General features: G+C 59.7%; 23 protein-coding genes. 11 read left to right on the top strand and 12 right to left on the bottom strand.

Annotated elements, in window-relative coordinates; all coding sequences use genetic code 11:
- Positions 1-119 precede the first annotated feature (119 nt).
- The 6 genes from E5E97_RS23400 to cysG form a co-directional block, all read right to left on the bottom strand.
- A complete protein-coding gene (locus E5E97_RS23400) occupies positions 120-488 on the bottom strand; it encodes a hypothetical protein (protein WP_216368132.1) in 369 nt (122 codons plus the stop codon).
- A gap of 387 nt (positions 489-875) precedes the next feature.
- Complete coding sequence (cysC, locus tag E5E97_RS00235; RefSeq protein WP_171279671.1) at positions 876-1,466, bottom strand: adenylyl-sulfate kinase; 591 nt, start codon at positions 1,464-1,466, stop codon at positions 876-878.
- Positions 1,467-1,612: 146 nt separating this feature from the next.
- The gene (locus tag E5E97_RS00240) at positions 1,613-3,337 is read right to left on the bottom strand and encodes an SLC13 family permease (RefSeq protein ID WP_171279672.1); all 1,725 of its coding nucleotides are present in this window, start codon (positions 3,335-3,337) and stop codon (positions 1,613-1,615) included.
- 4 nt (positions 3,338-3,341) lie between these two features.
- Positions 3,342-4,769 (bottom strand): sulfate adenylyltransferase subunit CysN, encoded by a 1,428-nt coding sequence (cysN, locus tag E5E97_RS00245; protein ID WP_171279673.1) that lies wholly within the window; start codon positions 4,767-4,769, stop codon positions 3,342-3,344.
- 23 nt (positions 4,770-4,792) lie between these two features.
- On the bottom strand, positions 4,793-5,701 hold the full coding sequence (gene cysD / locus E5E97_RS00250) for a sulfate adenylyltransferase subunit CysD (protein WP_171279674.1): 909 nt from the start codon (positions 5,699-5,701) through the stop codon (positions 4,793-4,795).
- A gap of 108 nt (positions 5,702-5,809) precedes the next feature.
- Positions 5,810-7,222, bottom strand: coding sequence for a siroheme synthase CysG (gene cysG / locus E5E97_RS00255; RefSeq protein ID WP_171279675.1), 1,413 nt, complete (start codon positions 7,220-7,222; stop codon positions 5,810-5,812).
- A gap of 197 nt (positions 7,223-7,419) precedes the next feature.
- On the opposite strand from cysG, the gene E5E97_RS00260 reads away from it, so the two are divergent.
- On the top strand, positions 7,420-8,340 hold the full coding sequence (locus E5E97_RS00260) for an SPFH domain-containing protein (protein ID WP_011707311.1): 921 nt from the start codon (positions 7,420-7,422) through the stop codon (positions 8,338-8,340).
- Positions 8,337-8,792: an NfeD family protein gene (locus tag E5E97_RS00265; RefSeq protein WP_171279676.1), complete on the top strand. Its 456-nt coding sequence runs from the start codon at positions 8,337-8,339 to the stop codon at positions 8,790-8,792. The genes E5E97_RS00260 and E5E97_RS00265 overlap by 4 nt, the downstream gene beginning before the upstream one ends.
- Positions 8,793-8,875: 83 nt before the next feature.
- Here the strand turns inward: E5E97_RS00265 and E5E97_RS00270 are convergent, their stop codons facing one another.
- Complete coding sequence (locus E5E97_RS00270; protein WP_011707313.1) at positions 8,876-9,286, bottom strand: CBS domain-containing protein; 411 nt, start codon at positions 9,284-9,286, stop codon at positions 8,876-8,878.
- Positions 9,287-9,439: 153 nt separating this feature from the next.
- Between E5E97_RS00270 and E5E97_RS00275 the strand changes: the two genes are divergently transcribed.
- From E5E97_RS00275 to E5E97_RS00285, 3 genes are read left to right on the top strand one after another with little or no spacing between them, the layout of a single operon-like run.
- Entirely contained in the window at positions 9,440-11,350 is a 1,911-nt protein-coding gene (locus tag E5E97_RS00275) for an ABC transporter ATP-binding protein (protein ID WP_171279677.1), read from the top strand.
- A complete protein-coding gene (locus E5E97_RS00280; RefSeq protein WP_024946401.1) occupies positions 11,343-11,804 on the top strand; it encodes a DUF2390 domain-containing protein in 462 nt (153 codons plus the stop codon). The genes E5E97_RS00275 and E5E97_RS00280 overlap by 8 nt, the downstream gene beginning before the upstream one ends.
- Positions 11,798-12,652: a 23S rRNA (adenine(2030)-N(6))-methyltransferase RlmJ gene (locus E5E97_RS00285; protein WP_171279678.1), complete on the top strand. Its 855-nt coding sequence runs from the start codon at positions 11,798-11,800 to the stop codon at positions 12,650-12,652. Before E5E97_RS00280 ends, E5E97_RS00285 begins: the two co-directional genes overlap by 7 nt.
- Before the next feature lie 50 nt (positions 12,653-12,702).
- Here E5E97_RS00285 and E5E97_RS00290 read toward each other — a convergent pair whose 3' ends face one another.
- Positions 12,703-13,632 carry a LysR family transcriptional regulator gene (locus E5E97_RS00290; protein WP_171279679.1) on the bottom strand — a complete coding sequence of 310 codons (930 nt, stop codon included), beginning with the start codon at positions 13,630-13,632 and terminating at the stop codon, positions 12,703-12,705.
- Between the two features lie 109 nt (positions 13,633-13,741).
- Between E5E97_RS00290 and E5E97_RS00295 the strand changes: the two genes are divergently transcribed.
- Positions 13,742-14,341: an FMN-dependent NADH-azoreductase gene (locus tag E5E97_RS00295; RefSeq protein WP_171279680.1), complete on the top strand. Its 600-nt coding sequence runs from the start codon at positions 13,742-13,744 to the stop codon at positions 14,339-14,341.
- Positions 14,342-14,438: 97 nt separating this feature from the next.
- Here the strand turns inward: E5E97_RS00295 and E5E97_RS00300 are convergent, their stop codons facing one another.
- Positions 14,439-14,645 carry a hypothetical protein gene (locus tag E5E97_RS00300; protein ID WP_016351920.1) on the bottom strand — a complete coding sequence of 69 codons (207 nt, stop codon included), beginning with the start codon at positions 14,643-14,645 and terminating at the stop codon, positions 14,439-14,441.
- Positions 14,646-14,831: 186 nt separating this feature from the next.
- On the opposite strand from E5E97_RS00300, the gene E5E97_RS00305 reads away from it, so the two are divergent.
- The 5 genes from E5E97_RS00305 (at position 14,832) to E5E97_RS00325 (ending at position 18,588) form a co-directional block, all read left to right on the top strand.
- The gene (locus E5E97_RS00305; RefSeq protein WP_171279681.1) at positions 14,832-15,197 is read left to right on the top strand and encodes a DUF2061 domain-containing protein; all 366 of its coding nucleotides are present in this window, start codon (positions 14,832-14,834) and stop codon (positions 15,195-15,197) included.
- 123 nt (positions 15,198-15,320) lie between these two features.
- On the top strand, positions 15,321-15,905 hold the full coding sequence (locus E5E97_RS00310) for an MliC family protein (protein ID WP_171279682.1): 585 nt from the start codon (positions 15,321-15,323) through the stop codon (positions 15,903-15,905).
- A 583-nt stretch (positions 15,906-16,488) separates the two neighbouring features.
- The gene (locus E5E97_RS00315) at positions 16,489-17,175 is read left to right on the top strand and encodes an HNH endonuclease (RefSeq protein WP_171279683.1); all 687 of its coding nucleotides are present in this window, start codon (positions 16,489-16,491) and stop codon (positions 17,173-17,175) included.
- Positions 17,176-17,295: 120 nt separating this feature from the next.
- The gene (locus E5E97_RS00320) at positions 17,296-17,937 is read left to right on the top strand and encodes a hypothetical protein (RefSeq protein ID WP_171279684.1); all 642 of its coding nucleotides are present in this window, start codon (positions 17,296-17,298) and stop codon (positions 17,935-17,937) included.
- A gap of 138 nt (positions 17,938-18,075) precedes the next feature.
- Positions 18,076-18,588, top strand: coding sequence for a GIY-YIG nuclease family protein (locus tag E5E97_RS00325; protein ID WP_171279685.1), 513 nt, complete (start codon positions 18,076-18,078; stop codon positions 18,586-18,588).
- A 246-nt stretch (positions 18,589-18,834) separates the two neighbouring features.
- Here E5E97_RS00325 and putP read toward each other — a convergent pair whose 3' ends face one another.
- The 3 genes from putP to E5E97_RS00340 all read right to left on the bottom strand — a co-directional run bounded on the left by putP (position 18,835) and on the right by E5E97_RS00340 (position 22,997).
- Positions 18,835-20,352: a sodium/proline symporter PutP gene (gene putP / locus E5E97_RS00330; protein WP_171279686.1), complete on the bottom strand. Its 1,518-nt coding sequence runs from the start codon at positions 20,350-20,352 to the stop codon at positions 18,835-18,837.
- A 289-nt stretch (positions 20,353-20,641) separates the two neighbouring features.
- Positions 20,642-21,568, bottom strand: coding sequence for a L,D-transpeptidase family protein (locus E5E97_RS00335; protein WP_016351926.1), 927 nt, complete (start codon positions 21,566-21,568; stop codon positions 20,642-20,644).
- 187 nt (positions 21,569-21,755) lie between these two features.
- Entirely contained in the window at positions 21,756-22,997 is a 1,242-nt protein-coding gene (locus E5E97_RS00340) for a mechanosensitive ion channel family protein (protein WP_011707327.1), read from the bottom strand.
- Positions 22,998-23,074 lie beyond the last annotated feature (77 nt).

Raw genomic sequence — 23,074 nt, forward strand, 5'->3', positions numbered from 1 at the left:
AACGCAACATCATGTATTTTATATGTGGAGACAGATGCGCTATTGATAGAATTTCTGGTTGTTCTTTTGGTTGCAAATCGCTTATCCGTACCGTGATATGAAATAAGCCTAACTGCACCTTAATTTTCAGATTTAGATACATTCTCACAAGAAAGATCTGAGACAATAACCGGAGTAGAAAACAACACAACTAATTCACCTTGAAGGGCGCTTTCATCATAGTTTGCAAATTTTAAAGCTTCGTTTGCAAAAGCAGCCTCTTCCGGCACAAACCACTCAGGATCGAAATCACCATATATACGAATGAGAGCCTTGCTAGTTTTAGGCGTGTAAGTTGTAAAAAATGAATTTAAGGCCTGAGTATACTCCTGAAAAGGTTTAACTATTTCATTAGTATCGATGCCACTGAACACCTCAGAAAAATCAACGTCATTGGAAATGTCATTCTTGCCTGCAGTCACCACCCCACCCCTCTGTCTTTGACTCACTCGACCTCAGCCTACCACTTTTGTAATAAACGATGTATATCATGGGTGAAATTTGGCCCCCTCTGATTCGCCGAGATGAAGCCACTGCATCTACTCGCAGGTTCGAATAGAGCAGCGTATTCTGGCAATCGCAAATAACCCCGCCGCGATAAATAAGCAAGGATCGGAAGATCCTCTTGCGGGTTGCTCTAGGCTGCCTTGGCGCAGCTCAAGGCTCGTCGGTGCCACTAACTATAAGTTGGATTTATGGGTTTTCCGATAATGACCCAACTTTTGCTTATAGTGGCTACCGCCAGCCCAGCAGCGCCTGTGGTGGCCAACTGGCCGGTTGCCGGAATAATAATCCGGCTTCCTTTATCTGACTATGCAGACGGTGCTACTCAGCAACTACAGGTAGTCCCGCTGCCGCAAGGCGGTCAGCAACTCATCCACCAGCACTTCCACCGGTTTACCGGCGTTGAGCAGGTGGATTTCCGGCTGCTCGGGGGCCTCATAAGCGGAGTCGATGCCGGTGAAGTTGCGGATCTCCCCCGCCCGCGCCTTCTTGTAGAGCCCTTTCGGGTCGCGCTCTTCGCAGATGGCGAGCGGCGCATCGACGAACACCTCGACAAACTCCCCTTCACCCACGAGCTTGCGCACCAGCTCCCGCTCGGCACGGAATGGCGAGATAAAGGCGGTGAGCACAATCAGGCCCGCATCCACCATGAGTTTTGCCACCTCGCCGACCCGGCGGATATTCTCCTGGCGGGCGGCATCATCGAAGCCCAAATCGCCGCAGAGGCCGTGACGCACATTGTCCCCATCCAGCAGATAGGTGTGCTTGCCCGAGGCCACCAGCGCCTGCTCCAAGGCTCCCGCCAGGGTGGATTTGCCCGCCCCGGAGAGGCCGGTGAACCAGATCACCAGCGGCTTTTGTCCTTTAAGCTCGGCCCGGCTCTGTTTGTCGACGGCATGCTGATGCCACACGATATTGCTCATTCACACTCCTTGCTTGGCGCTCGCGCCTCAATGCTGAAACGGTCTGGCTCCCTGGAGCTCAGCCTCTGGCCACTCGTCACTGACGGGGCCATGGTCGTCGTGTATTCCTATTCCCTGCAAGGCACCAAGCCCCCAGTTGCGCCGCCTTAAAACGGAAACAACAGGGGCACCATGACGATCACCCCGAGGCTGTAGGCCAGGGAGACTGGCAGGGCTAATTTAAGGTAATCCGGCATCTTGTAGTTGCCCGCCGCATAGACCATCAGGTTGGTCTGGTAGCCGTAGGGCAGGATAAAGCTGGAACTCGCCCCGAACAGCACCGCCAGAATGAACGGCATGGTGGAGACGTCCATGCTGAGCGCCAGCTGGTAACCCATGGGGAAGGCCAGCGCCGCAGCGGCGTTGTTGCTCATCAGCTCGGTCAACACCAGGGTGAACAGGTAGATGCCGATAAAGGCGATGATGGGGCTGGCGCCGTTGAACTCCCCCATCAGCCAGTCGGCGATAACTCGGGCCAGCCCGCTTTTTTCCAGCTGATCGGCGATGGCCAGCGCCCCGCCCACCACCAGCCAGATATCCAGCGGAAAACGGCGGCGGATCTCGTCCAGGGTCAGGATGCGGGAGAACAACAGCACCACCAGCATCACCAGCAACCCCTTGAACAGCGGCACCAGGTCGAACACCGACAGCGCCAGCACCCCGAGAAAACCACCCACCACGGCGGCGCTGCGCGTGGCATCGAGCCGGGTGGAGGCCTCCAGCCCGCTCACCACCACGAACTCGCGGGAGAGGGACTTGTTGCCGGCAAACTTGGGGCCGGGGGCCAGCAGCAGAGTGTCCCCTGCATGCAGTTCAATCTGGCCGAGGCCGCCGGTGAGCTGGGTCTCGCCCCGGCGCACCGCCAGCACTACCGCATCGAAGTGGGTGCGAAACTCCGCGTCCTTGATGGTCTGACCCACCAGCCGCGAGCTGTGGCTGACGATCACCTCCACCAGGTGCTGGCCGTTGAGCCGGTGCTGGCCGTAGAGATCCAGCCCCTTGAGCTCCTGCAACACGCCGACGCTCTCCACGTCGCCACAAAACAGCAGCATGTCCCCCTCGTGCAGCTCGTGTTCCGGCTGCACCGGGCAGATCACCTGATTGCCACGGATGATCTCGGCAAGATAGAGGCTTTTCAGGCTGCGCAGGCCGTTCTCCTTGACGCTGCGCCCGGCCATGGGCGAGCCGGGGCCCACCTTGGCCTCGAGAAAGTAGCCGGATTCCCGGCTCATCTCGGTGTCCTGCTCCGGCAGGTGGCGGGCAAACAGCAACACGGCCACCAGGCCGGTCAGCAAGGTCCCCGCCCCCACCATAAAGAAGTCGAACATGCCGAGCGGCTTGGCCCCCATCTTGATGAGGAAGCTGTTGACGATGAGGTTGGTGGAGGTGCCGATCAGGGTCAGCACGCCACCAAAGGTCGCCGCGAAGCACATGGGCAGCAGCAGCCGGGACGGCGCATGGTTGGGGTTGCGTTTGACCGCCCCCAGCATGGAGGCCACCACCGCGGTGTTGTTGACGAAGGCCGACAGGAAGGCGGTGGAGAACCACACCTTCACCAGCACCTTGTTGAAGGAGCCGGTGCCCACCAGATTCGCGAACCAGCTCATGACCCGGGTCTTTTCCACCGCGAGCGAGACCAGCAACAACAGCACCAGGGTCAGCAGGGCGCTGTTGGTGTAGCCCGCCACCACGGCGTTGATGTCCGCCAGGCCGCTCAGGTAGGTGATGAGCACGGCGCCCGAGAAGAGCAGCGCCGGCCGGAGTTTGCCCTGGATCAGCAGGGCGACGAGGGCAGCCAGCAGACCCAGCACCAGGGATTGTTGCCAGGTCATGGGCTTATTCCTTGCTTGCGTCGTTGCTGATGGTCAGCGCCTGCCAGTGGGGGAAGTGCTTGCGCACCAGGGCGTTGAGCTCCACTTCGAACTCGCTGTAGTGCCCTGTTGCCACTTTAGCGGCCAAGCCCTCCACTATCATGCCGGCACCGACGGTGACGTTGGTCAGCCGGTCAATGAGGATGAAGCTGCCGGTATCGCGGATCTCCTGATACGGGTCGAACGCCACCGGGTCGGTCAGGCTCAGCTCGCACAGGCCGATCTCGTTGAGCTTGAGTTCGCTCGCCTCCAGCTCATCGAGCTTGTTGATCTCGATGCGGTGACGGATGGCCTCCACCTGGCCGCGACTCTTCTTGGTGGCCAGCTTGACGTCGTAGACTCGGCCCGGTTGCAGGGACTCCTCCCCCATCCAGACGATGTGGGCCAGCAGGTTCTGGGTCACCAGCGGCTTTCTGGCGGCATCCACCAGCAGGTCGCCACGGCTGATGTCGATTTCGTCGGCAAAGGTGACCGTGATGGCCTGACCCGGCAGGGCGTAGTCGAGATCCCCGTCGAAGGTGACGATGCGGGTCACCGTGCTCTCTTTGCCGGACGGCAGCACCGCCAGCTTGTCACCGACCCGCAGAATGCCGGAGGCGAGCGTCCCCGCGAAGCCGCGAAAATCGAGGTTGGGGCGATTGACGTACTGCACCGGCAGGCGCACCGGATGACGCTCCAGCTCGCGCTCCACCTCGGCATTTTCCAGCAGGGAGAGCAGGGTTTCGCCCTGATACCAGGCCAGCTTGTCGCTTGGGTTGACCACGTTGTCGCCGTCCAGCGCCGAGACAGGCACTATCTGGATGTTGTCGACGCTGAGCTTCTTGGCAAATTCGCGATACTCCAAGCTGATGCGCTCGAACACCTCCTGGCTGAACTCCACCAGATCCATCTTGTTGACCGCGACCACGAACTGCTTGATGCCGAGCAGGCTGGCAATAAAGCTGTGACGACGGGTCTGATCCAGCACGCCCTTGCGGGCATCGATCAATATGATGGCGAGATCGCAGGTGGAGGCGCCGGTGGCCATGTTGCGGGTGTACTGCTCGTGGCCCGGGGTATCCGAGATGATAAATTTGCGCTTGGCGGTGGAAAAATAGCGGTAGGCCACGTCGATGGTGATGCCCTGCTCGCGCTCGGCCTGCAGGCCGTCCACCAAGAGCGCCAGATCGAGTTTCTCACCCGTGGTGCCAAGCTTCTGGCTGTCGGACTCCAGCGCCTTGAGCTGATCTTCATAGATCTGTTGGGAGTCGTGCAGCAATCGGCCTATGAGAGTGCTCTTGCCGTCGTCCACGCTGCCGCAGGTGAGAAAGCGCAGCAGGCTCTTGTGTTGCTGGGCGTGCAGGTAGGCTTCAATGCCCTGTTCGCTGATGGCGGTCTGAATATGGTTGTTCATTTGCGATTCCTTAGAACATTTTTTTAGAAATAGCCCTGACGCTTCTTCTGCTCCATGGAGCCTGCCTGATCGTGGTCAATCAGCCGCCCTTGCCGCTCGCTCGAGGTGGTAAGCAGCATCTCTTCGATGATCTCCGGCAGCGTGGTGGCATCGGATTCGATGGCGCCGGTCAGCGGGTAGCAACCCAGGGTGCGAAAACGCACCAGCTCCTGCTTCACTTCATCTTCCGGGCCGATGGGCATGCGCTCGTCATCCACCATGATCTTGATGCCGTTGCGCTCAACGACCGGGCGCACCGCCGCGAAGTAGAGGGGCACTATGTCGATGTTCTCGAGATAGATGTATTGCCAGATGTCGAGCTCGGTCCAGTTGGAGAGCGGGAACACCCGTATGCTCTCCCCCTTGTTGACCTGGCTGTTGTAGACGCGCCACAGCTCCGGGCGCTGGTTCTTGGGATCCCAGCGGTGGGACTTGTCGCGGAAAGAGTAGACCCGCTCCTTGGCGCGGGATTTCTCCTCGTCGCGGCGGGCACCACCGAAGGCGGCGTCGAAGCCGTATTTGTTGAGCGCCTGCTTGAGCCCCTCGGTCTTCATGATGTCGGTGTGCTTGCCGCTGCCGTGCACGAAGGGGTTGATGCCCATGGCGAGGCCGTCCGGGTTCTTGTGGACGATGAGATCCAGCCCGTACTTCTTGGCAGTCTCGTCACGGAACGTGATCATCTCCTTGAACTTCCAGTCGGTGTCGACGTGCAGCAAGGGGAACGGGATCTTGCCCGGATAGAAGGCCTTGCGGGCTAGGTGCAGCATGACGGAGGAGTCCTTGCCGATGGAGTACATCATCACCGGGTTTTCAAATTCGGCAGCCACCTCGCGGATGATGTGGATGCTCTCGGCTTCCAGCTGCTGCAAGTGGGTCAGTCTTTCACGGTCCATGTCTGGGTCCTCGGTTCATTGCTAACGCGCCTGGTCAGGGCGCGGTGTTGGTTCAGGTCGGTGCCGCCATGGCCGCACCGTCAAATCGATGGATGTCGCCGCCGACCCTCAGGCCAGACTCACCAGCTTGAGGTCGCAGGCGCCCTGCTGCTGCCCCTCGCCAAACCAGGCGAGCCGCTCACGCAGGGCCACCACTTCGCCGATGACGATAAGGGACGGGCTCACCGCCTGGGCGGCCAGTTCGGCCAGCTCCGCCAAGGTGCCGGTCAGCACCCGCTGGCGGGCGGTGGTGCCGCGCTCGATAATGGCGATGGGGGTGGCGGCACTTCGGCCATGGCTCACCAGCTGCTGGCGGATATGCTCGGAGCGCATCAGCCCCATGTAGATGACCAGGGTCTGGCTGGTAGCGGCGAGCTGATGCCAGTCGGGCTCCTTGCCATCGATCTGGCAGTGGCCGGTGATAAAGACGGCGCTCTGGGCATGGTCGCGGTGAGTAAGCGGGATACCTGCATAAGCGGTAGCACCGGCGGCGGCCGTGATGCCAGGCACCACCGAGAAGGGGATGCCTTCCTCGGCCAGCACTTCCAGCTCTTCGCCGCCACGGCCGAACATGAAGGGATCGCCCCCCTTGAGCCGCACCACCCGGTTGCCCGCCCTGGCGTATTCCACCAGCAGGCGATTGGTCTCCTCCTGCGGCACGCTGTGGGCGCCGGCCTTCTTGCCGACCGACACCAGGGTGGCGTCGCGGCGCACCAGATCCAGGATCTCGGCAGAGACCAGCTGGTCGTAGAGCACCACTTCGGCCTGCTGAATTTGTTGCAGCGCCTTGAGGGTCAACAGGCCCGGATCGCCGGGGCCCGCTCCCACCAGCACCACCTCGCCCACTTCGCTTTTCGCCTGATCGAGGCCATCGTTCAGCCACTGCTCGGCCCCTTGCCAATCTTCTTTCTCAATCAGACCGGCCAGGGTGTTGGAGGCAAAGGCGCGCTCCCAGAAGCGACGGCGATCGGAAATCGAGGAGAGCACCCGCTTGGCCCGGTCACGGACCCGGCCGGAGAGCTCGGCCAACCCGCCGAGATGGCGGGGCAGCAGGCTCTCCAGCCGCTCGCGCAACAGGCGCACCAGCACCGGCGCCTTGCCGCCGCTGGAGACGGCCACCATGATGGGGCTGCGATCGATGATGGAAGGGAAGATGAAGCTGGAGCGCTTGGGGTCGTCCACCACGTTGACGAACAGACCGAGCCGGTTGGCGCTCTGATAGACCAGGGCGTTCACCTCGAGATCGTCGGTGGCGGCCACCACCAGGATCTGGCCAGCCAGGTGGGCCGGGGTGAAGCGCTCCGCCAGATGGGTGAAGCGACCGGAAAATTCCGTGAATTCGGGTTCCAGCTCGGGGGAGACCAGGGTCAGCCTGGCACCGGCCGCCAGCAGCAGGCGCGCCTTGCGCAGGGCCACTTCGCCCCCTCCCACCAGCAGCACCGGGCGACCGTCCAATTTGGCAAACATCGGCAAATAATCCATTTCGGCCCATCCCTCGGAACACGACTAATATGGGGCGACTATAGGCAGGGCTGCTTATCCCTCAAAATAATAAAAAATGCTTTTTAATGCGTTTTAGTAATTAACAAAGCCGTATGATGACAAAGGCGAAGCAAGGCGCTTGTGGTGCCAGGCGCAAGGCCATAGGCTAGTGAAAGTGTTTCATAAGGAGCTTAATAATGAATGAGTCATTGATTGTGCTGGGGATCTTCGTGTTTCTGGTGCTCGCTACCCTGAGCGCCGGCATCAAGATAGTGCCGCAGGGCTACAACTGGACCGTGGAGCGCTTCGGCCGCTACACCCGCACCCTGGTGCCGGGCCTCAACCTGCTCATCCCTTATGTGGACAGGGTCGGCCACAAGATCATCATGATGGAGCAGGTGCTGGACATCCCGGCGCAGGAGGTGATCTCCCGCGACAACGCCAACGTCACCATCGACGCCATCAGCTTCGTGCAGGTGGTAGACGCCCGCAAGGCCGGCTATGAGGTCAATGATCTCACCAGCGCCATCCGCAATCTGACCATGACCAACATGCGGACCGTGCTCGGCGCCATGGAGCTGGACGAGATGCTCTCCCAGCGCGACACCATCAACGAGAAGCTGCTGCGCACCATGGATGCCGCCACCGCGCCCTGGGGCATCAAGGTGACCCGCATCGAGATCAAGGATGTACGTCCGCCGCTGGCTCTGGTTGAAGCCATGAACGCCCAGATGAAGGCCGAGCGCCAGAAACGGGCCGAGGTACTGGAAGCCGAAGGGGTGCGCCAATCCAAGATCCTGAAAGCGGAGGGGGAGAAGCAGTCCCAGATCCTCAAGGCCGAGGGTGAGCGTCAGGCCGCCTTCCTCGCCGCCGAAGCGCGCGAGCGGGCCGCCGAGGCAGAAGCCAAGGCGACCCACATGGTCTCCAAGGCCATCGCCGAAGGGGATCTGCAGGCCATCAACTACTTCGTGGCCCAGAAATACACCGAGGCGCTGGCCCGCATCGGCGAAGGCCCCAACAGCAAGGTGGTGATGATGCCGCTGGAGGCGGGCAGCCTGATCGGCGCCGTCGCCGGCATGGCCGAGCTGTTCAAGGATGGCAAGGGCGGCAAGTCATGACAGCCCTGTTCGAGGGGCTGACCCACTGGCACTGGCTGGGACTCGGCTTCGCGCTGCTGGCCATCGAGGTGCTGGGCTCGGTGGGCTTTCTGCTCTGGACCGGCATCGCCGCGCTGGAAGTGGGCCTGCTGCTGCTGATCTGGCCCTTCGGCTGGCAGGCACAGCTGCTGCTGTTTGGCCTGCAATCCCTGCTCACCACCTGGGCCTGGTGGCGCTGGCAGCACCGCCGGGATCGCTCCAGCCGGGATGCCGCCGCTCCGATCAACGAACGGATGCAGGGGTATCTGGGGCGCGAACTGGTGCTGCTGGATGACGTGACTCAGGGGATGAGCCGGGTACACCTGGACGACACCGCCTGGACGGTGCGCTGCAACCAGCCGCTGAGCGCCGGCAGCAAGGTGCGGGTAACGGGGCATGACTCCCATATCCTGCTGGTAGAGCCGCTGCCCTGACACAGGGGTAGGGCGCCATGACCGCCAACGACAAAGGGCTCCTCGGAGCCCTTTTCGCTGTCTTGCAAACTGTGCCGACGGGGCTAGAAGGCGTCGCTGTCGAGGGCGGCGCGCAGCAGATCCTTCCAGCTGATGATGCCGACCAGGGCGCCGTTTTCCAGCACCGGCAGGCAGGAGACGTTCTTCTCCAGCATCATCTTGACCCCGTCCCGCACCGTGAGCTGGGGGGCGATGGTGATGGGATGGCGGCTCATGATCTGGTGGGCGCGCCGGTTGAGGGTCTCGGTGTCGCGGCTCATCTCGGCCTCGGAGTCCAGATAGGGGCTGATGGCGCGGAACAGATCCCGGTCTGAAATGACCCCCACCAGCTCCTCCTCTTCCAGCACCAGCAGGTGGCGAAAGTGAGCCTGCTCGAAGATCTCCTTGATGACATTGAGCCGGTCATCCATGGAAACGGTGGCGACCCGGGTCGTCATGATGTCCCTGATAAGCATGCTAACCTCCCCAACCCTGACTGATTGCTCTGTTATGGCATGTTTTTGCCCCCCCAGCCAGTGGTTGCTCCCCGCCTCAAGTGCAAATCTGCGCCGTTTCACGTAAGATCCGCGCCAGTTTTTCTCCTCCATTTGAGCCAAGCAGACCAATCCATGATAGTTGCCAGTCAAATCGAACTGATCCGCGGCGGCCGCAAGCTGCTGGACAACGCATCCGCCACCATTCATCCCGGCCACAAGGTGGGTCTGGTGGGCAAGAACGGCTGTGGCAAGTCCACCTTTTTTGCACTGGTACGGGGCGAGCTGGCCATCGACAGCGGCACCTTCAGCCTGCCCGCTGGCTGGCAGATTGCCGGCGTGGCGCAGGAGACCCCGGCGCTGGACTGCTCCGCCCTCGACTACGTGATCGACGGCGACAAGGAGTTCCGCGCGCTGGAGGCCCAGCTGGCCCAGGCCGAGCAGGATGACAACGGCCTGCTGGTGGCCGAGCTGCACGGCAAGCTCGATACCATCGGCGCCTACAGCATTCGTGCTCGCGCCGCCGAACTGCTGCACGGCCTCGGTTTCAGCGACGAGCAGCTGAGTTCGCCGGTACGCAGCTTCTCCGGTGGCTGGCGCATGCGCCTGAACCTCGCCCAGGCGCTGCTCTGCCGCTCCGATCTGCTGCTGCTGGATGAACCAACCAACCACCTGGATCTCGACGCCGTCATCTGGCTGGAGAAGTGGCTCAAGGCCTATCAGGGCACGCTGGTGCTGATCTCCCACGACCGCGACTTCCTCGATTCGGTCATCAGCCGCATCATCCACATCGAGAACGGCAAGCTCAACGAATACACCGGCGGTTACTCCGACTTCGAACTGCAGCGCGCCGAACACCTGGCCCAGCAGCAATCCATGTACGAGAAGCAGCAGCGCGAGATGTCCCACATGCAGGCGTATGTGGACCGCTTCCGCTACAAGGCCTCCAAGGCCCGTCAAGCCCAGAGCCGGCTCAAAGCGATGGAGCGGATGGAGAAGATCCTGCCCGCCCACGCCGATTCCGAGTTCAGCTTCGAGTTTCGCGAGCCGTCGGCCCTGCCGACCCCGCTGATTGCCATGGAGAACCTCTCTGCCGGTTACGGCGACAAGGTGATCCTGGAGAAGATCAAACTCAACCTGGTGCCGGGTTCGCGCATCGGCCTGCTCGGTCGCAACGGCGCCGGCAAATCCACCTTCATCAAGATGCTGTCTGGCTCCAACCCGCCGCTCTCCGGCAAGCTCGAGGTGAGCGCCGGGGTCAGCATCGGCTACTTCGCCCAGCATCAGCTGGAGACCCTGCGCCTGGACGACTCGCCCCTCGATCACCTGGTGCGCCTCGCGCCGGACAAGACCGAGCAGGAGCTGCGCAACTACCTTGGCAGCTTTGGCTTTCACGGTGACAAGGCGCTCGACAAGGTAGCCCCCTTCTCCGGCGGCGAGAAGGCGCGGCTGGTGCTGGCCCTCATCACCTGGCAAAAGCCCAACCTCTTGCTGCTGGATGAACCGACCAACCACCTGGATCTGGAGATGCGCCACGCCCTGACCATGGCGCTGCAAGGCTTCGAGGGCGCCATGGTGGTGGTCTCCCACGACCGGCACCTGCTGCGTACCACCACCGATGACTTCTATCTGGTGCACGGTGGCCGGGTCGAGCCGTTCGACGGCGATCTGGACGACTACCACAAGTGGCTTGGCGAACAGGAGAAAGAGGCCAACGCCAAACCGGACGACGGCCCTGTCTCCGCCAACTCGGCGGTGGCGCGCAAGGATCAGAAGCGGCGCGAGGCGGAATTCCGGCAAGCGACCCGGCCGCTGCGCCAGAAGCTGGAGAAGCTCGAAACCAGCATGGAGAAACTGCAGGCCAAGCTGGCCGCGGTGGAAGAGCAGCTGGCCGATCCCGCCATCTATGAAGAGAGCGCCAAGCAGAAGCTCTCCGAACTGCTCAAGTCCCAGGGCCCCATCAAGGAGGTGCTGGAAGGGGTGGAGCTGGAGTGGATGAGCCTCAGTGAGGAGCTGGAAACCATGGAGCAGGCCTTCCTTGCGTGACGAACAGCTGATGGCGAGCGAGCGGATCGCCGCCCACGAACTGCCGGGCCCGCTCGACTTCTGGCAGTGGAGCGGCGAGGTGTACGGCGCGCGCAGCCAGGACTGGCTCAGCGTGCAGGCGCAGGGGGGCAACGTCAATCTGGCCCTGTTGCTGCACCGGCTGGATCTGTGCGGGATCCCGGTCGATCTGACCGACCTGCAACCAGCGCTGGTGCAGACCGAGGCGGTGCTCGGCCCCTGGCGCACCCTGCGTTCGAGCGCCAAGGCGCGGCTCGGCGAGCAGGAGTATCAGGCCATGCTGGCCCACGAGCTGGAGCTGGAACGGCTGCAACAAGGAGTGCTGCTGCAGACCCTGCGCAGCCTCACCCTGTTTCGCGGCAACAGCCGCAACCTGTTGAACTATCTATTGTTACTGGGGGCCCAGCAGGGCCCCCTCAGAGACCTAATATGCTGAGTTATCGCCACGCCTTTCACGCCGGCAACCACGCCGACGTGCTGAAACACGCCGTTCAGGCCCTGATCATCGAGTCCCTCAAGAAGAAGGAGAAACCCTTCATCGTGCTGGACACCCATGCCGGCGGCGGTCTCTACGACCTGCGCGGCGACTGGTCGCAGAAGAAGGCGGAATATGCCGACGGCATTGGCCGGCTGTGGGACGAGCGGGCCCAGTGGTCCACCATGGCCCCCTATCTCGGCGTCATCGAGGAGATGAACAGCGATGGCCAGCTGCACTGCTACCCCGGCTCGCCGGAGCTGTCGCGCCGCCTCGCCCGCGAGCAGGACAAGCTGGCGCTGATGGAGCTGCACAACAACGAGGTGGAAGACCTGCGCGCCAACATGGGTTACGACCCCCGCGTCGCCGTCCACCACCGTGACGGCTTCGAGGGGCTGGTGGCCCTGCTGCCGCCCACCCCGCGCCGCGGCCTGGTACTGATCGACCCGCCCTATGAGCTCAAGGAAGATTACTTCGCGGTGGTCGATACCCTGAAAAAGGCGCAAAAACGCTGGGCCACCGGCATCTATGCCCTCTGGTATCCCATTCTGGGGGAAGAGGCGGACAAGTCTCGCGACATGCTGCGCGCCATCAAGCGCGAGAACTTCGGCAACGTCCTGGTGGCCGAGCTGGAAGTGGCCGGTCAGACTGCCGACTGGGGCATGAACGGCTCAGGTATGCTGATAGTGAGCCCGCCCTGGCTGCTGGACGAGCAGATTGAAGCCTTCCTCAAACCCCTCTGCGCCAAGCTGGCGCAGGGTGCCGGCGCCCAGTACAAGGTCGAGTGGCTCAACAAGGTTGAAGCGTAACGCCTTGCATCACTCGCACACCGCCAAGGGCCTGCCACTGCAGGCCCTTTTTATTGCTCATGACTGCCCGCCCCTGCCACGCTGGCAAGCCGCTCCGGCAGCCGGCTCGCCAGCCAGTCGATGGCCATTCTGGTCTTGAGCGGCAGGTGCGGGCTGTGGGGGCAGAGGGCATTGATGGGGTAGCACCGACCCTTGAGCGAGCCCAGCACTTCGCGCAGCTCGCCCCGCTCAAGGTGCGGGCGCGCCAACCAGCTCGGCAACCAGGCAAGACCAAAGCCCGCGATGGCCGCCTGGGTGATGGCGTGCAGATCGTCCAGCTGCAGGCGCCCCGTCGGCCGCACCGATTGCCACTGGCCATCCAGTTGCCACTGCCACGCCAGCACCCGCCCCTGCCGCAGATAGGCGATGCCCTCGTGCTCGGCCAGATCCGCCAGCGTCATCGGTTCGCCCCGCTCGGCCAGATAGCTGGGCGCGGCGCAGAGCGTCATGCCGTGCTCGCCAAGCCTGCGCGCAGCCAGATCCAGGCTGTCCGGCGGCTCCCCGTTGCGGATCACCAGGTCGAGCCCCTCCTCCACCAGATCCACCTTGCGATCGCTGAACGACAGCGACAGTGCCAGCCCGGGATGGGCCTGCGCCAGCTCCAGCAGCAGGGGTGCCACGCACAGCTGGCCGAACAGTACCGGCATGGAGACCTTGAGGCTGCCGTTGAGGGTCAACTTGTTGCTGGCCAGCGCCGCCTCGCCGAGGCGCACCTCCTCCAGCGCCCGCAGGCAGTGACGATGGAACAGCGCCCCCTCCTCGGTCAGGCTCTGACTGCGGGTAGTGCGGTGAAACAGCTGGATGCCGAGACGCTGCTCGAGCCGGGCAATCCCCTTGCCCACTGCCGAGCGGGTGAGGTGGAGCCGCTCGGCGGCCTGGGCGAAACTGCCCGCCTCCACCACGCTGGCGAACAGATCGAGGCCATTGAGGCTGTTTGCCATCTATTGAATACCTTTTGGAACCAATATGGCGAAATAGTATCAGCACTGCGGAAAAAAATGACTGATAAGCTCCCTCCATCCCCACACTTTATCAGATGGAGTTCACCTCATGAGTCAGATCCTGCTGCTGCAATCCAGCCTCAACGGCCCCGCGTCCCGCACCAACCAGTTGATGGAGCGCTTTCTGCAAGCGCGCCGGGAGCAGGGCCACCAGGACCAGGTGGTGGTACGCGACCTGCCCGCCCTCGCCCTGCCGCCACTGGACAGCGCACTGTTTCACGCCCTGCGGGGGGCCGAACCGGCCAACGAGGCCATCCGCCAGGCGGTGGCGCTGTCGGACCAACTGATTGCCGAGCTCAAGGCCGCCGACCTGCTGCTGATCGGCGCCCCCATGTACAACCTCAACGTGCCAACCCCGCTCAAGAACTGGTTCGATCTGGTGGCACGGGCCAGGGTCACCTTTCGCTACACCGACAGCTACCCCATGGGGCTGGTGGAGGGGGTAAAAGCCCTGGTGTTCAGCAGCCGCGGCGGCGTGCATCAGGGCCAGGCGACGGATGCGGTCACCCCCTACCTCGAGTCCGTGCTCGGCCTGATGGGCATCACGCAGGTGGAGTTCGTCTACGCAGAAGGGATGGACCTGCGCCCCCACGGGGCGGAGCAGGGCATGCGCCAGGCCCATGAGCGGATCGCCGCTCTCAGCCGGTGAGCCCCTCCCCCGCCTCTTGCCGCCACAACCGGCAACTGCGCGGAAGACGCCCAAATAAAAAAGCCCCGTCACGGGGCTTTTAGCATGCCGGCCAACCTCACGTTTTGCCCGGGAGATCCCGCCAGAGCGCCAGAATAAGCAGCGCCAGCAGGGCGAAAGGCGGGGCCAGACTGAGCAGCATGCACAGCACTGTGATCAGCACCGGATGTTCGCTCTTGCGGCGGGCCAGTCGCCAGGCCACGACGCCGACGATGATCATCAGCAACAGGATGAACTGCCCCATCAGGGTGGCGTTGATATTCATATGCATGAAAGCTCCTTTTTCATGGCAAAGGCTCACTCTAGCGCCGCTGTGGCCCCAGGCAACTCCCAATCCGGTGAGGGCGTTCTCACTTGATAGGTCGTCCCTATCCAACCATTAGATGAGAATGGTTTTCATTTAATGTAGTTTCGGGGGATACTCTGTTCATCACCAGAGGGAGCCGCCATCATGAAAAAGACCATCAGCTTTGCCGTTTTGCACTTCACCGTGGCCTTCACCGTGGCTTACCTGCTGACCGGTGAACTGCTCACCGCCAGCCTGATCGCCCTGATAGAGCCCGCCGTCAACACAGTCGCCTTCTACTTCCACGATCTCGGCTGGCACAAACTCAAGCCCCACCACAGCCTGCAGGCCAAGACCAGCAGCTTCGCCCTGGTGCACTTCTCGGTGGCCTTCGGCGTCGCCTATCTGCTGAGCGGCGAGCTGCTCACCGGCGGCGTGATGGCGATGATCGAGCCTGCCATCAACACCGTCGTGTTCTTCTTCCACGAGCGGCTGTGGCGTGCTCGCAGCCAGCCACTGGCGCTGGCCTGAGTCCGGGCCGGCATCGGATCCGCTCCGCCAACCGGGGCCGCCAGTGTGAAAAAGCGCTCGGCGGCCCCGTCTCATTGTGCTCTAGTAGCCGGGTATCCCACTCTTTTTGCTGGAGTCTTTCCGATGAACAAGCTGCTGCTTGGCCCTCTGCTCTTTACCCCTCTGCTGGCCTGTGCCGCCACCCCTTCCTTTGATTGTGCCAAGGCAGCCGGCGCGGCCGAAACCCTGATCTGCAAGGATGCCGCGCTGGCAGCGCTGGATAACGAGCTGGCCACCCTCTATCCCAAGGAGCTCGCCAACCTCTCCCCCGAACAGCTCAAAACCGAGAAGGCCATGCAGCGCGGCTGGATCAAGGGTCGCAACGACTGCTGGAAGGCCAAGGATCTGCGCCAATGCGTGGAGGAGAACTACCAGCAGCGGATCACCGAGTTGCAGATAAAAGGCGGCCAGTTGATGGTGCCGACGCCGGTCGACTACCAGTGCGGCAACAAGGTCACCCTCTCCACCTACTTCTATCACGATGCCAAGCTGCCCGCCGCCGTGATCAACCTGAGCGAAGGGGATAGCCAGCAACAGGTGCTCGCCTATGAAACCCCCAGCGCCAGCGGCGCTCGTTATGAAGGGCAAAACCTCACCCTCTTTACCAAGGGGAGCGAAGCCAGGCTGGAGCGTGTCAGCCAGCCAACTCTCACCTGCACGCAGCGCTAATCCAGAAGCCGATCACTTGAGGCGGCGGCATCCACGCCGCCTTCTCCTGCCCGCCCCCTCTGCTCTCGCCATATCTATTAATTTATTGATCTTGCTCGGCAATTCACCATTTTCCCCTTTCCCTTCGCTGATAGGTCGTTAATATAGCCAATTGGCAACATACGCTTCGTCGGAGTCTCCCCATGAGCCATGCCAATCCACCCGCAGGTACGCGCAGCAGACTGAGGGCTGAAATTCAGGGCGGTAGCCATCCTGGTACTTGCCATGCCCAAGGTCACACGACTTTTCTATGCAGTCGTAATGGTTGTACACAAAGAAGAGAGCAAGCGAATACGACCAGTTTCATACGGGTGATGATAACAAAATGATTTTAAAAATCATTTATCGCAGCCTGTATCAGACTTAAGTGGAGTTAGATGGAAGGCGGTATTAATGTGTTAGCACCGCCTTCCATCCAATCACGATTAGACGCGGGGGACCAATGAATTCATCCGTACGACAACTTGTACAACGTGACATTTATAATTACGTTTCGATTGTTGAGTCATGTATTTCTGACTCTGGCTCCTTTCTTGAGGTAAGAATGGAGGAGTATAATGAAATCGCCAATCGGCTCCAGAAGCCAGATAAGATAAGCATTCTTCACGAATACATATTCGCAATGATAAGAACTTATATATCTCGTGATTACAGAAAAAATTCTGAACTATACGATAAAGAAGATATAGATCACTTAATACAAGTCTTCAGTGAGTATGGACTATCACTCATACCCCTAGAAGAATATGAAATATCGTCTGAAGAGGTTGATGATGGAGATATGTTTTATCGATGGTTTTTATCGAACGAAGATATATTTATGGAGTATTGGGAAAAGGTAACTGAAGATGTATTTCACATAGTATTTTCAAATCGCAGGTTTTTGCTTCAATTTTCGCAATCACTGGCTGAGTATGTTGAATATAACAAGAGTTATATCAATGAGAAGGTCTTCGATAAAGGCAGGAAAATAAAAAGATGTAATAGACTTCCTATCTGGCTAAAGAAAGCAGTATTTTACCGGGATCATGGGCGTTGTGTCTTTTGTTTAGCAGATTTAAGTGGGTTACTGGCAACGGATAGAAAATTACATTTTGACCACATTATTCCATTAGCTCGTTGGGGAACAAATGATCCGTCAAATTTCCAATTGCTTTGCAAGCAATGTAATCTGAAAAAGTCATGTTCTCCTGGTGCGACAGGTCTATTTTATGTTCCATGGTGGGCTTAGTGGTAGCCTAACCAGGCGTGCCATTCAGCCCGAAAGTGGGCCTGGGTCGCAGCTAAGCGTCCCCCATGAAAATCCACGTTATGTAATTTTAAACATGTCGGTAGAAATGGTTAGGTATTTATGAAATCAAGAGATTTAAAAACAATCTATGACGTTATTGTCACTGAGTACACAACGACTTATATCGATGAAGGTCGTTTTTTGCACACATTTAAACCAAAAACAACTAATACCTTGTATCAGTTCGAGGCAAATGGAGTTGCCGAAATGGAAGAAGGCGAAAGGTATAATATCGGATTCCGCGAGGATAAAGATGGCCGTAAGATCGTCGACCTGTCGTGTATTTCAAAATCAGACAGTGTAAGCCCGATGCTATCCTACATGTATGCAAAAGAGTTTTCTAAAGATAGACATAAAGTTAACAAACAAAAAAATGACGAAAGGGTCACACACAAAGCCACAGATGGTTATTACTGGGGTAAGAAATATGCGTGGCGCGAGTTTGGCCTTGTCATTTCAAAAGATGCTTTTTATGCGTACTTGGAGCAAATTGGTCATCCTAAAGTGCCGTGCATAACGGCAAATCCAGATATGAGTTTTAGTAATGATCTGTCTACAGCATACAAGGAAAAAGGTTTAGCCGAAGCAATGGAACTTTTAATTACAACCGCTGAGAAAAAAACTAAAGCTCTATACAAATCGCCTCATTACAGCAAACGTTTCTCTATCCGAGGTGTTGAAGCTATTACAGACAAAAAATAGCATTACAAACTTTTTAAGAGTGACTCGCAACGCATGGCATTTTTATCATGCGTTGCGTTTAATGCTTAAGGTGGTATGTAGCGACATCTGTATTCGTTGCTAGCCCCTTAACAGGGTGTTAAATAGCAGGAGGAAAGATTGAGCCGTTGGTATAGTTCAATTCGTTTCACAAAGGCACATGCTCTAAAGATCGCAGCTCTGTTTGATTATTCGCAAGCAACAGAAGATGATTTGAAGCTTGCGTACAAAAAATATAATAATTATTTGAAAAATGACAATGCTCCAAGGTACTTGTATATTATCCGTTGCGGAAGAAGTAAGTACTATAAAATTGGTGTTACTAACGATCTTGAAAAGCGTCTTGCCACTCACCAGACAGGGTGTCCATATAAACTTAAGCTTATTTGCTACTTCGAAGCAGATTTAGATGACTACTTGGGCAAAGAAATTTCCTACTTAGAAAGTTTTTTGCACAACAACTATTCTGAATTTTGTATTAGAGGTGAGTGGTTTGAGCTAAATTATGGACACTTATCAGATATAGCAATGTTCTTAGAACTAGATCGTGAGCTAGCATTCAGAGTTTGTTCTTTGTCCGAGTTTGGTTGCTACTATAACAGACAGCGTAATTGGGATGATGTTGAGGACTAGCATCTAGCAAATTGTTTAAGATAGATTCGCAACGCGTAATATTTTCACCATGCATTGAATGTACAGATCTCGTTATCACCTGACACCGGCCTTGAGCCGGTGCCTTGTTTTAACTAATACGACGGTGCTCAATCCAAGCTCTCGGCTAGGTCTATTTTCATTTACAGAGGTCTGGGCCCCACCCTTTCCAATACTGTATTTAAAAGCCCCGCATCGCGGGGCTTTTTGTTATCGGCAGTAGCCAACTCAGTTGACGGCAACCGGCTGACCCAGCGCATCCGGCGGGGTCTGGAACTCGCGCTCGGCGTCGTCAAAGCGCTCCAGCATGGCCTTGGAGGGGGCCTTGTCCAGCAGGCTGAACACCACGATGGCGAGTCCGGAGAGGAGGAAGCCCGGGATGATTTCATAGAGCCCCAGCCAGCCGAACTGCTTCCAGACGATGACGGTCAGGGCACCCACCAGCATGCCCGCCAGAGCGCCGTTGCGGGTCATCCGCGACCAGAGCACGGAGAGCAGTACCACGGGGCCGAAGGCGGCGCCAAAGCCGGCCCAGGCGTAGCTCACCAGCCCCAGTACCCGGTTCTCCGGGTTCATGGCGACGGCGATGGCGATGAGTGCGATCACCAGCACCATGGCACGCCCGACCCACACCAGTTCCTGCTGGGAGGCGTTCTTGCGCAGGAACGGCTTGTAGAGATCCTCGGTGATGGCGCTGGAGCAGACCAGCAGCTGGCAACTGAGGGTACTCATCACCGCCGCCAGGATGGCGGAGAGCAGCACGCCGGCGATCCAGGGGTTGAACAGGATCTTGGAGAGCTCGATGAAGACCCGCTCCGGGTTGCCGGTGACGCCGGCGGCCTGTTCGGTGAAGGTGGAGAAGTAGGCCAGGCCGAAGAAGCCGATGGCCACGGCGCCGCCCAGGCACAGCACCATCCAGGTCATGCTGATGCGGCGGGCATTGGCCATGGAGTGGTGGGAGTCCGCCGCCATGAAGCGCGCCAAAATGTGGGGCTGGCCGAAGTAGCCCAGGCCCCAGGCCATCAGCGAGATGATGGCGATGAAGTCCAGGTTCTTGAACATGTCGAGGTTGCTGGCGTTCTGCGCCGCCACCTGCACCATGGCGGTGTCGATGCCGCCCACCGCGATGATGACGAACACCGGGGTGAGGATCAGGGCGAAGATCATCAGGGTGGCCTGCACCGTATCGGTCCAGCTCACCGCGAGGAAGCCGCCGAAGAAGGTATAGGTGATGGTGGCTGCGGCGCCGACCCAGAGGGCGGTGTCATAGTTCATGCCGAAGGTGCTCTCGAACAGGCGGGCACCGGCCACCACGCCGGAGGCGCAGTAGATGGTGAAGAACAGCAAGATCACCAGGGCGGAGAGGATGCGCAGCACCCGGCTCTTGTCCTCGAAGCGGTAGGTGAAGTAGTCCGGCAGGGTCAGGGCGTTGCGGTTCTTCTCGGTATGCACCCGCAGCCGGCCGGCGACCCAGCGCCAGTTGAGGTAGGCACCCAGGGTGAGGCCGATGGCGATCCAGCTCTCGGAGATGCCGCCAATGAAGACGGCGCCCGGCAGGCCCATCAGGAGCCAGCCGCTCATGTCGGAGGCACCGGCGGAGAGGGCGGTCACCCAGCTCCCCATCCGGCGGCCGCCGAGAATGTAGTCGTCAAAGTTGCGGGTGGCGCGATAGGCGATAAAGCCGATCAGGACCATCCCGAGGATGTACACCAGAAAGGTGATGAGCATGGGTGTGCTGGCTGTCATTCAAAACTCCGTTATGTGACGTGTGTACCCGTTCTGACGACGGGCTCTTCCTTAAAAAACCGCCCTAGCTTAATCAGCAGATCCCATGACCTCAACCTTTTTTAACAAACAGAAAACACAATATAAACGTTTCATCTTTAACCAACAGACCAGCGTTGCCCCGTTCCGCCAGATTTTATCCTGACGCAGCAACTGCTTATCCGCCGGGCACGATCAGTGGCAGAGCCCCGCCACGGCCGCAAAAAAAAAAGCCCCGACCAGAGGTCGGGGCCATGTCGGCAAGCACCAATCAGCGATTGATCGCGATCGGCATGCCGCTGCGCTGCTCCAGCGCCTGCTTGACCAGCTGGGAGTCGCTGTCGGCGTGGGCAATGAAGCGGGTCACCGCCGGGGTCATCGGCAGCGGCGCAGGCAGGCTGGAGTTGAACTCCTCCTGATTGCGGGAGAGCGGCTGATGCACTTCCAGGTAGCGGCGGCCATCCGGCTCGACACTGGCCTTGATCGGCTGGTTGACGAACTGCACGCGGGTACCGACCGGTACCTTCTTGAACAGGTACTCGATGTCGTCGTTGCGCAGGCGCACGCAGCCGTGGCTCACCCGCAGGCCGATGCCGAACTGGGCGTTGGTGCCGTGGATGGCGTACATCTTGCCGATGTAGAGCGCGAACAGCCCCATGGGGTTGTCCGGGCCAGCCGGCCACACTGCCGGCAGGCTCTCGCCACGGGCGGCATATTCGGCATGCATCTTGGCGGTCGGGGTCCAGGTCGGGCCCGCCTTCTTGCGCTGCACGCTGGTCACCCAGTTTTCCGGGGTGTCGGTACCGAGCTGGCCGATGCCGATGGGCAGCACTTCCACCACCTTCTTGCCTTTCGGGTAGTAGTAGAGGCGCATCTCGGCCACGTTCAGCACGATGCCTTCACGGGGCGCATCCGGCAGGATCAGCTGGTGCGGCACGATCAGCTTCTCGCCGGTCTGCAGCAGCAGGGGATCCGCCTTGGGGTTGGCCTCCAGCATGTTGGTCAGCCCCAGCTGGAATTTGGCGGCGGCGGCCTCCAGCGGCTGGCCGTTTTCTTCGGCCGGGACCACGTATTCCAGATTTTCACCCACCAGGCGGCTGTTGGCCGCAGGCAGGGCGTATTCAACAGCGAGCGCAGGCGCGGCGCCCAAGAGGAGGCTGCAGCACAGCGCGGCCGCAGTAGTGTGGAGGAGCTTCATAACTTTCCTGTAATGGATGACGTGGTTCAAGACTCTGGGCTGACCCGGGAGCGGCGGGCGATCCGGGGGGCGAAGAGAAGGCCGCCATTTTTCTCCTCTGCCGGGCAAATTTCAACTGACAAGTGGCGGCGGGTCGGCGATTAATATCGCTTTTTTTATCCGCCGCCAGCCCCTGCCAGTCAGTGGTTTATCCCTTTTGCCAGGCGCGCATATCGTAACCTGTGGGAGATTGGTGCAACCGCAGATGAAATTGCTCAATGATGGCAAATATGTGGTCGAAAATGTCGGCCTGGATCCCTTCGTAATCGGCCCAGGCGGTGGTCGCCGTGAAGCAGTAGATCTCCAGCGGCAGGCCGTCCGAGGTCGGTGCCAGCTGGCGCACCATCAGGGTCATGTCCTTGCGAATGCCGGGGTGGGCGCGCAGGTAGGCGTCCAGATAGGCGCGCAGGGTGCCGAGGTTGGTGAGGTGACGACCGTTGATGGGGCAGCTGATGGCGTCGCTCAGCTGCTGGTTGTAGGCGCTCAGCTCCTGCTCCTTGCGGCTCAGATAGGGCGCCAGCAGCTGGGCCTGCTTGAGCTGCAGCTGCTCGTCCGCCGTCAGGAAGCGCACGCTGGTCATGTCGATGTTGACGCTGCGCTTGATGCGCCGACCACCCGATTCTGTCATCCCCTGCCAGTTCTTGAAGGAGTCCGAGATGAGGGCATAGGTGGGGATGGTGGTGATGGTCTTGTCCCAGTTCGACACCTTGACCGTGGTGAGACCGATGTCGGTCACCTCGCCATCGGCGCCGTACTTGTCCATCTGCAGCCAGTCACCGACGCTCAGCATCCGGTTGGCGGAGAGCTGAATGCCGGCCACCAGCCCGAGGATGGGATCCTTGAACACCAACATCAACACCGCGGTCATGGCACCCAGACCGCTGAACAGGAACAGCGGCGACTTGCCGAGCAGCAGGGCGATCATCAGGATCCCCACCAGGATGCTGCCCACCAGCTTCACCCCCTGGAAGATGCCGCGCAGGGGCAGATCCCGCCCGAGCCGGGTGTAGCGGCTCACCGACAGCATGCAGTCGAGCAGGGCAAACAGGGAGAGCAGCAAGAACAGCAGGATCCAGAGCTGGGCCACCATCTCGATCAGTTGCAGGCTGTCGGAGTTGCGCGGCAGCCAGATCTCGGCCTGGCCGAGCAGCACGGCCCCCTGCAGCACGAAGGCTAGCCGGTAGAACAGCCGCTGTTGCAGCTGGGGCGGCAGCCACACCTGCTTGGTCTTGCCCAGCACCCCCACCAGCCGCACCAGCAGTACCCGGTGCAGCAGCATGTGCAGCAACAGCGAGGTGAGCACGATAAAGCCCAGAGCGATCACCAGCCCCATCATGCCGGTTACCTCCAGCCCGAGCCCGGCCAGCCAGCGAAAAAACATCTCCTTCATCCCATCCTCCTGTGCGTGAAACTGCGGTCAGGGTACGTATCTGCCACCCCATGTCAAATGACAGCCGGCGCCACGGC

This window comes from Aeromonas sp. 2692-1 (assembly GCF_013085505.1).
GTDB classification, from domain to species: domain Bacteria; phylum Pseudomonadota; class Gammaproteobacteria; order Enterobacterales; family Aeromonadaceae; genus Aeromonas; species Aeromonas hydrophila.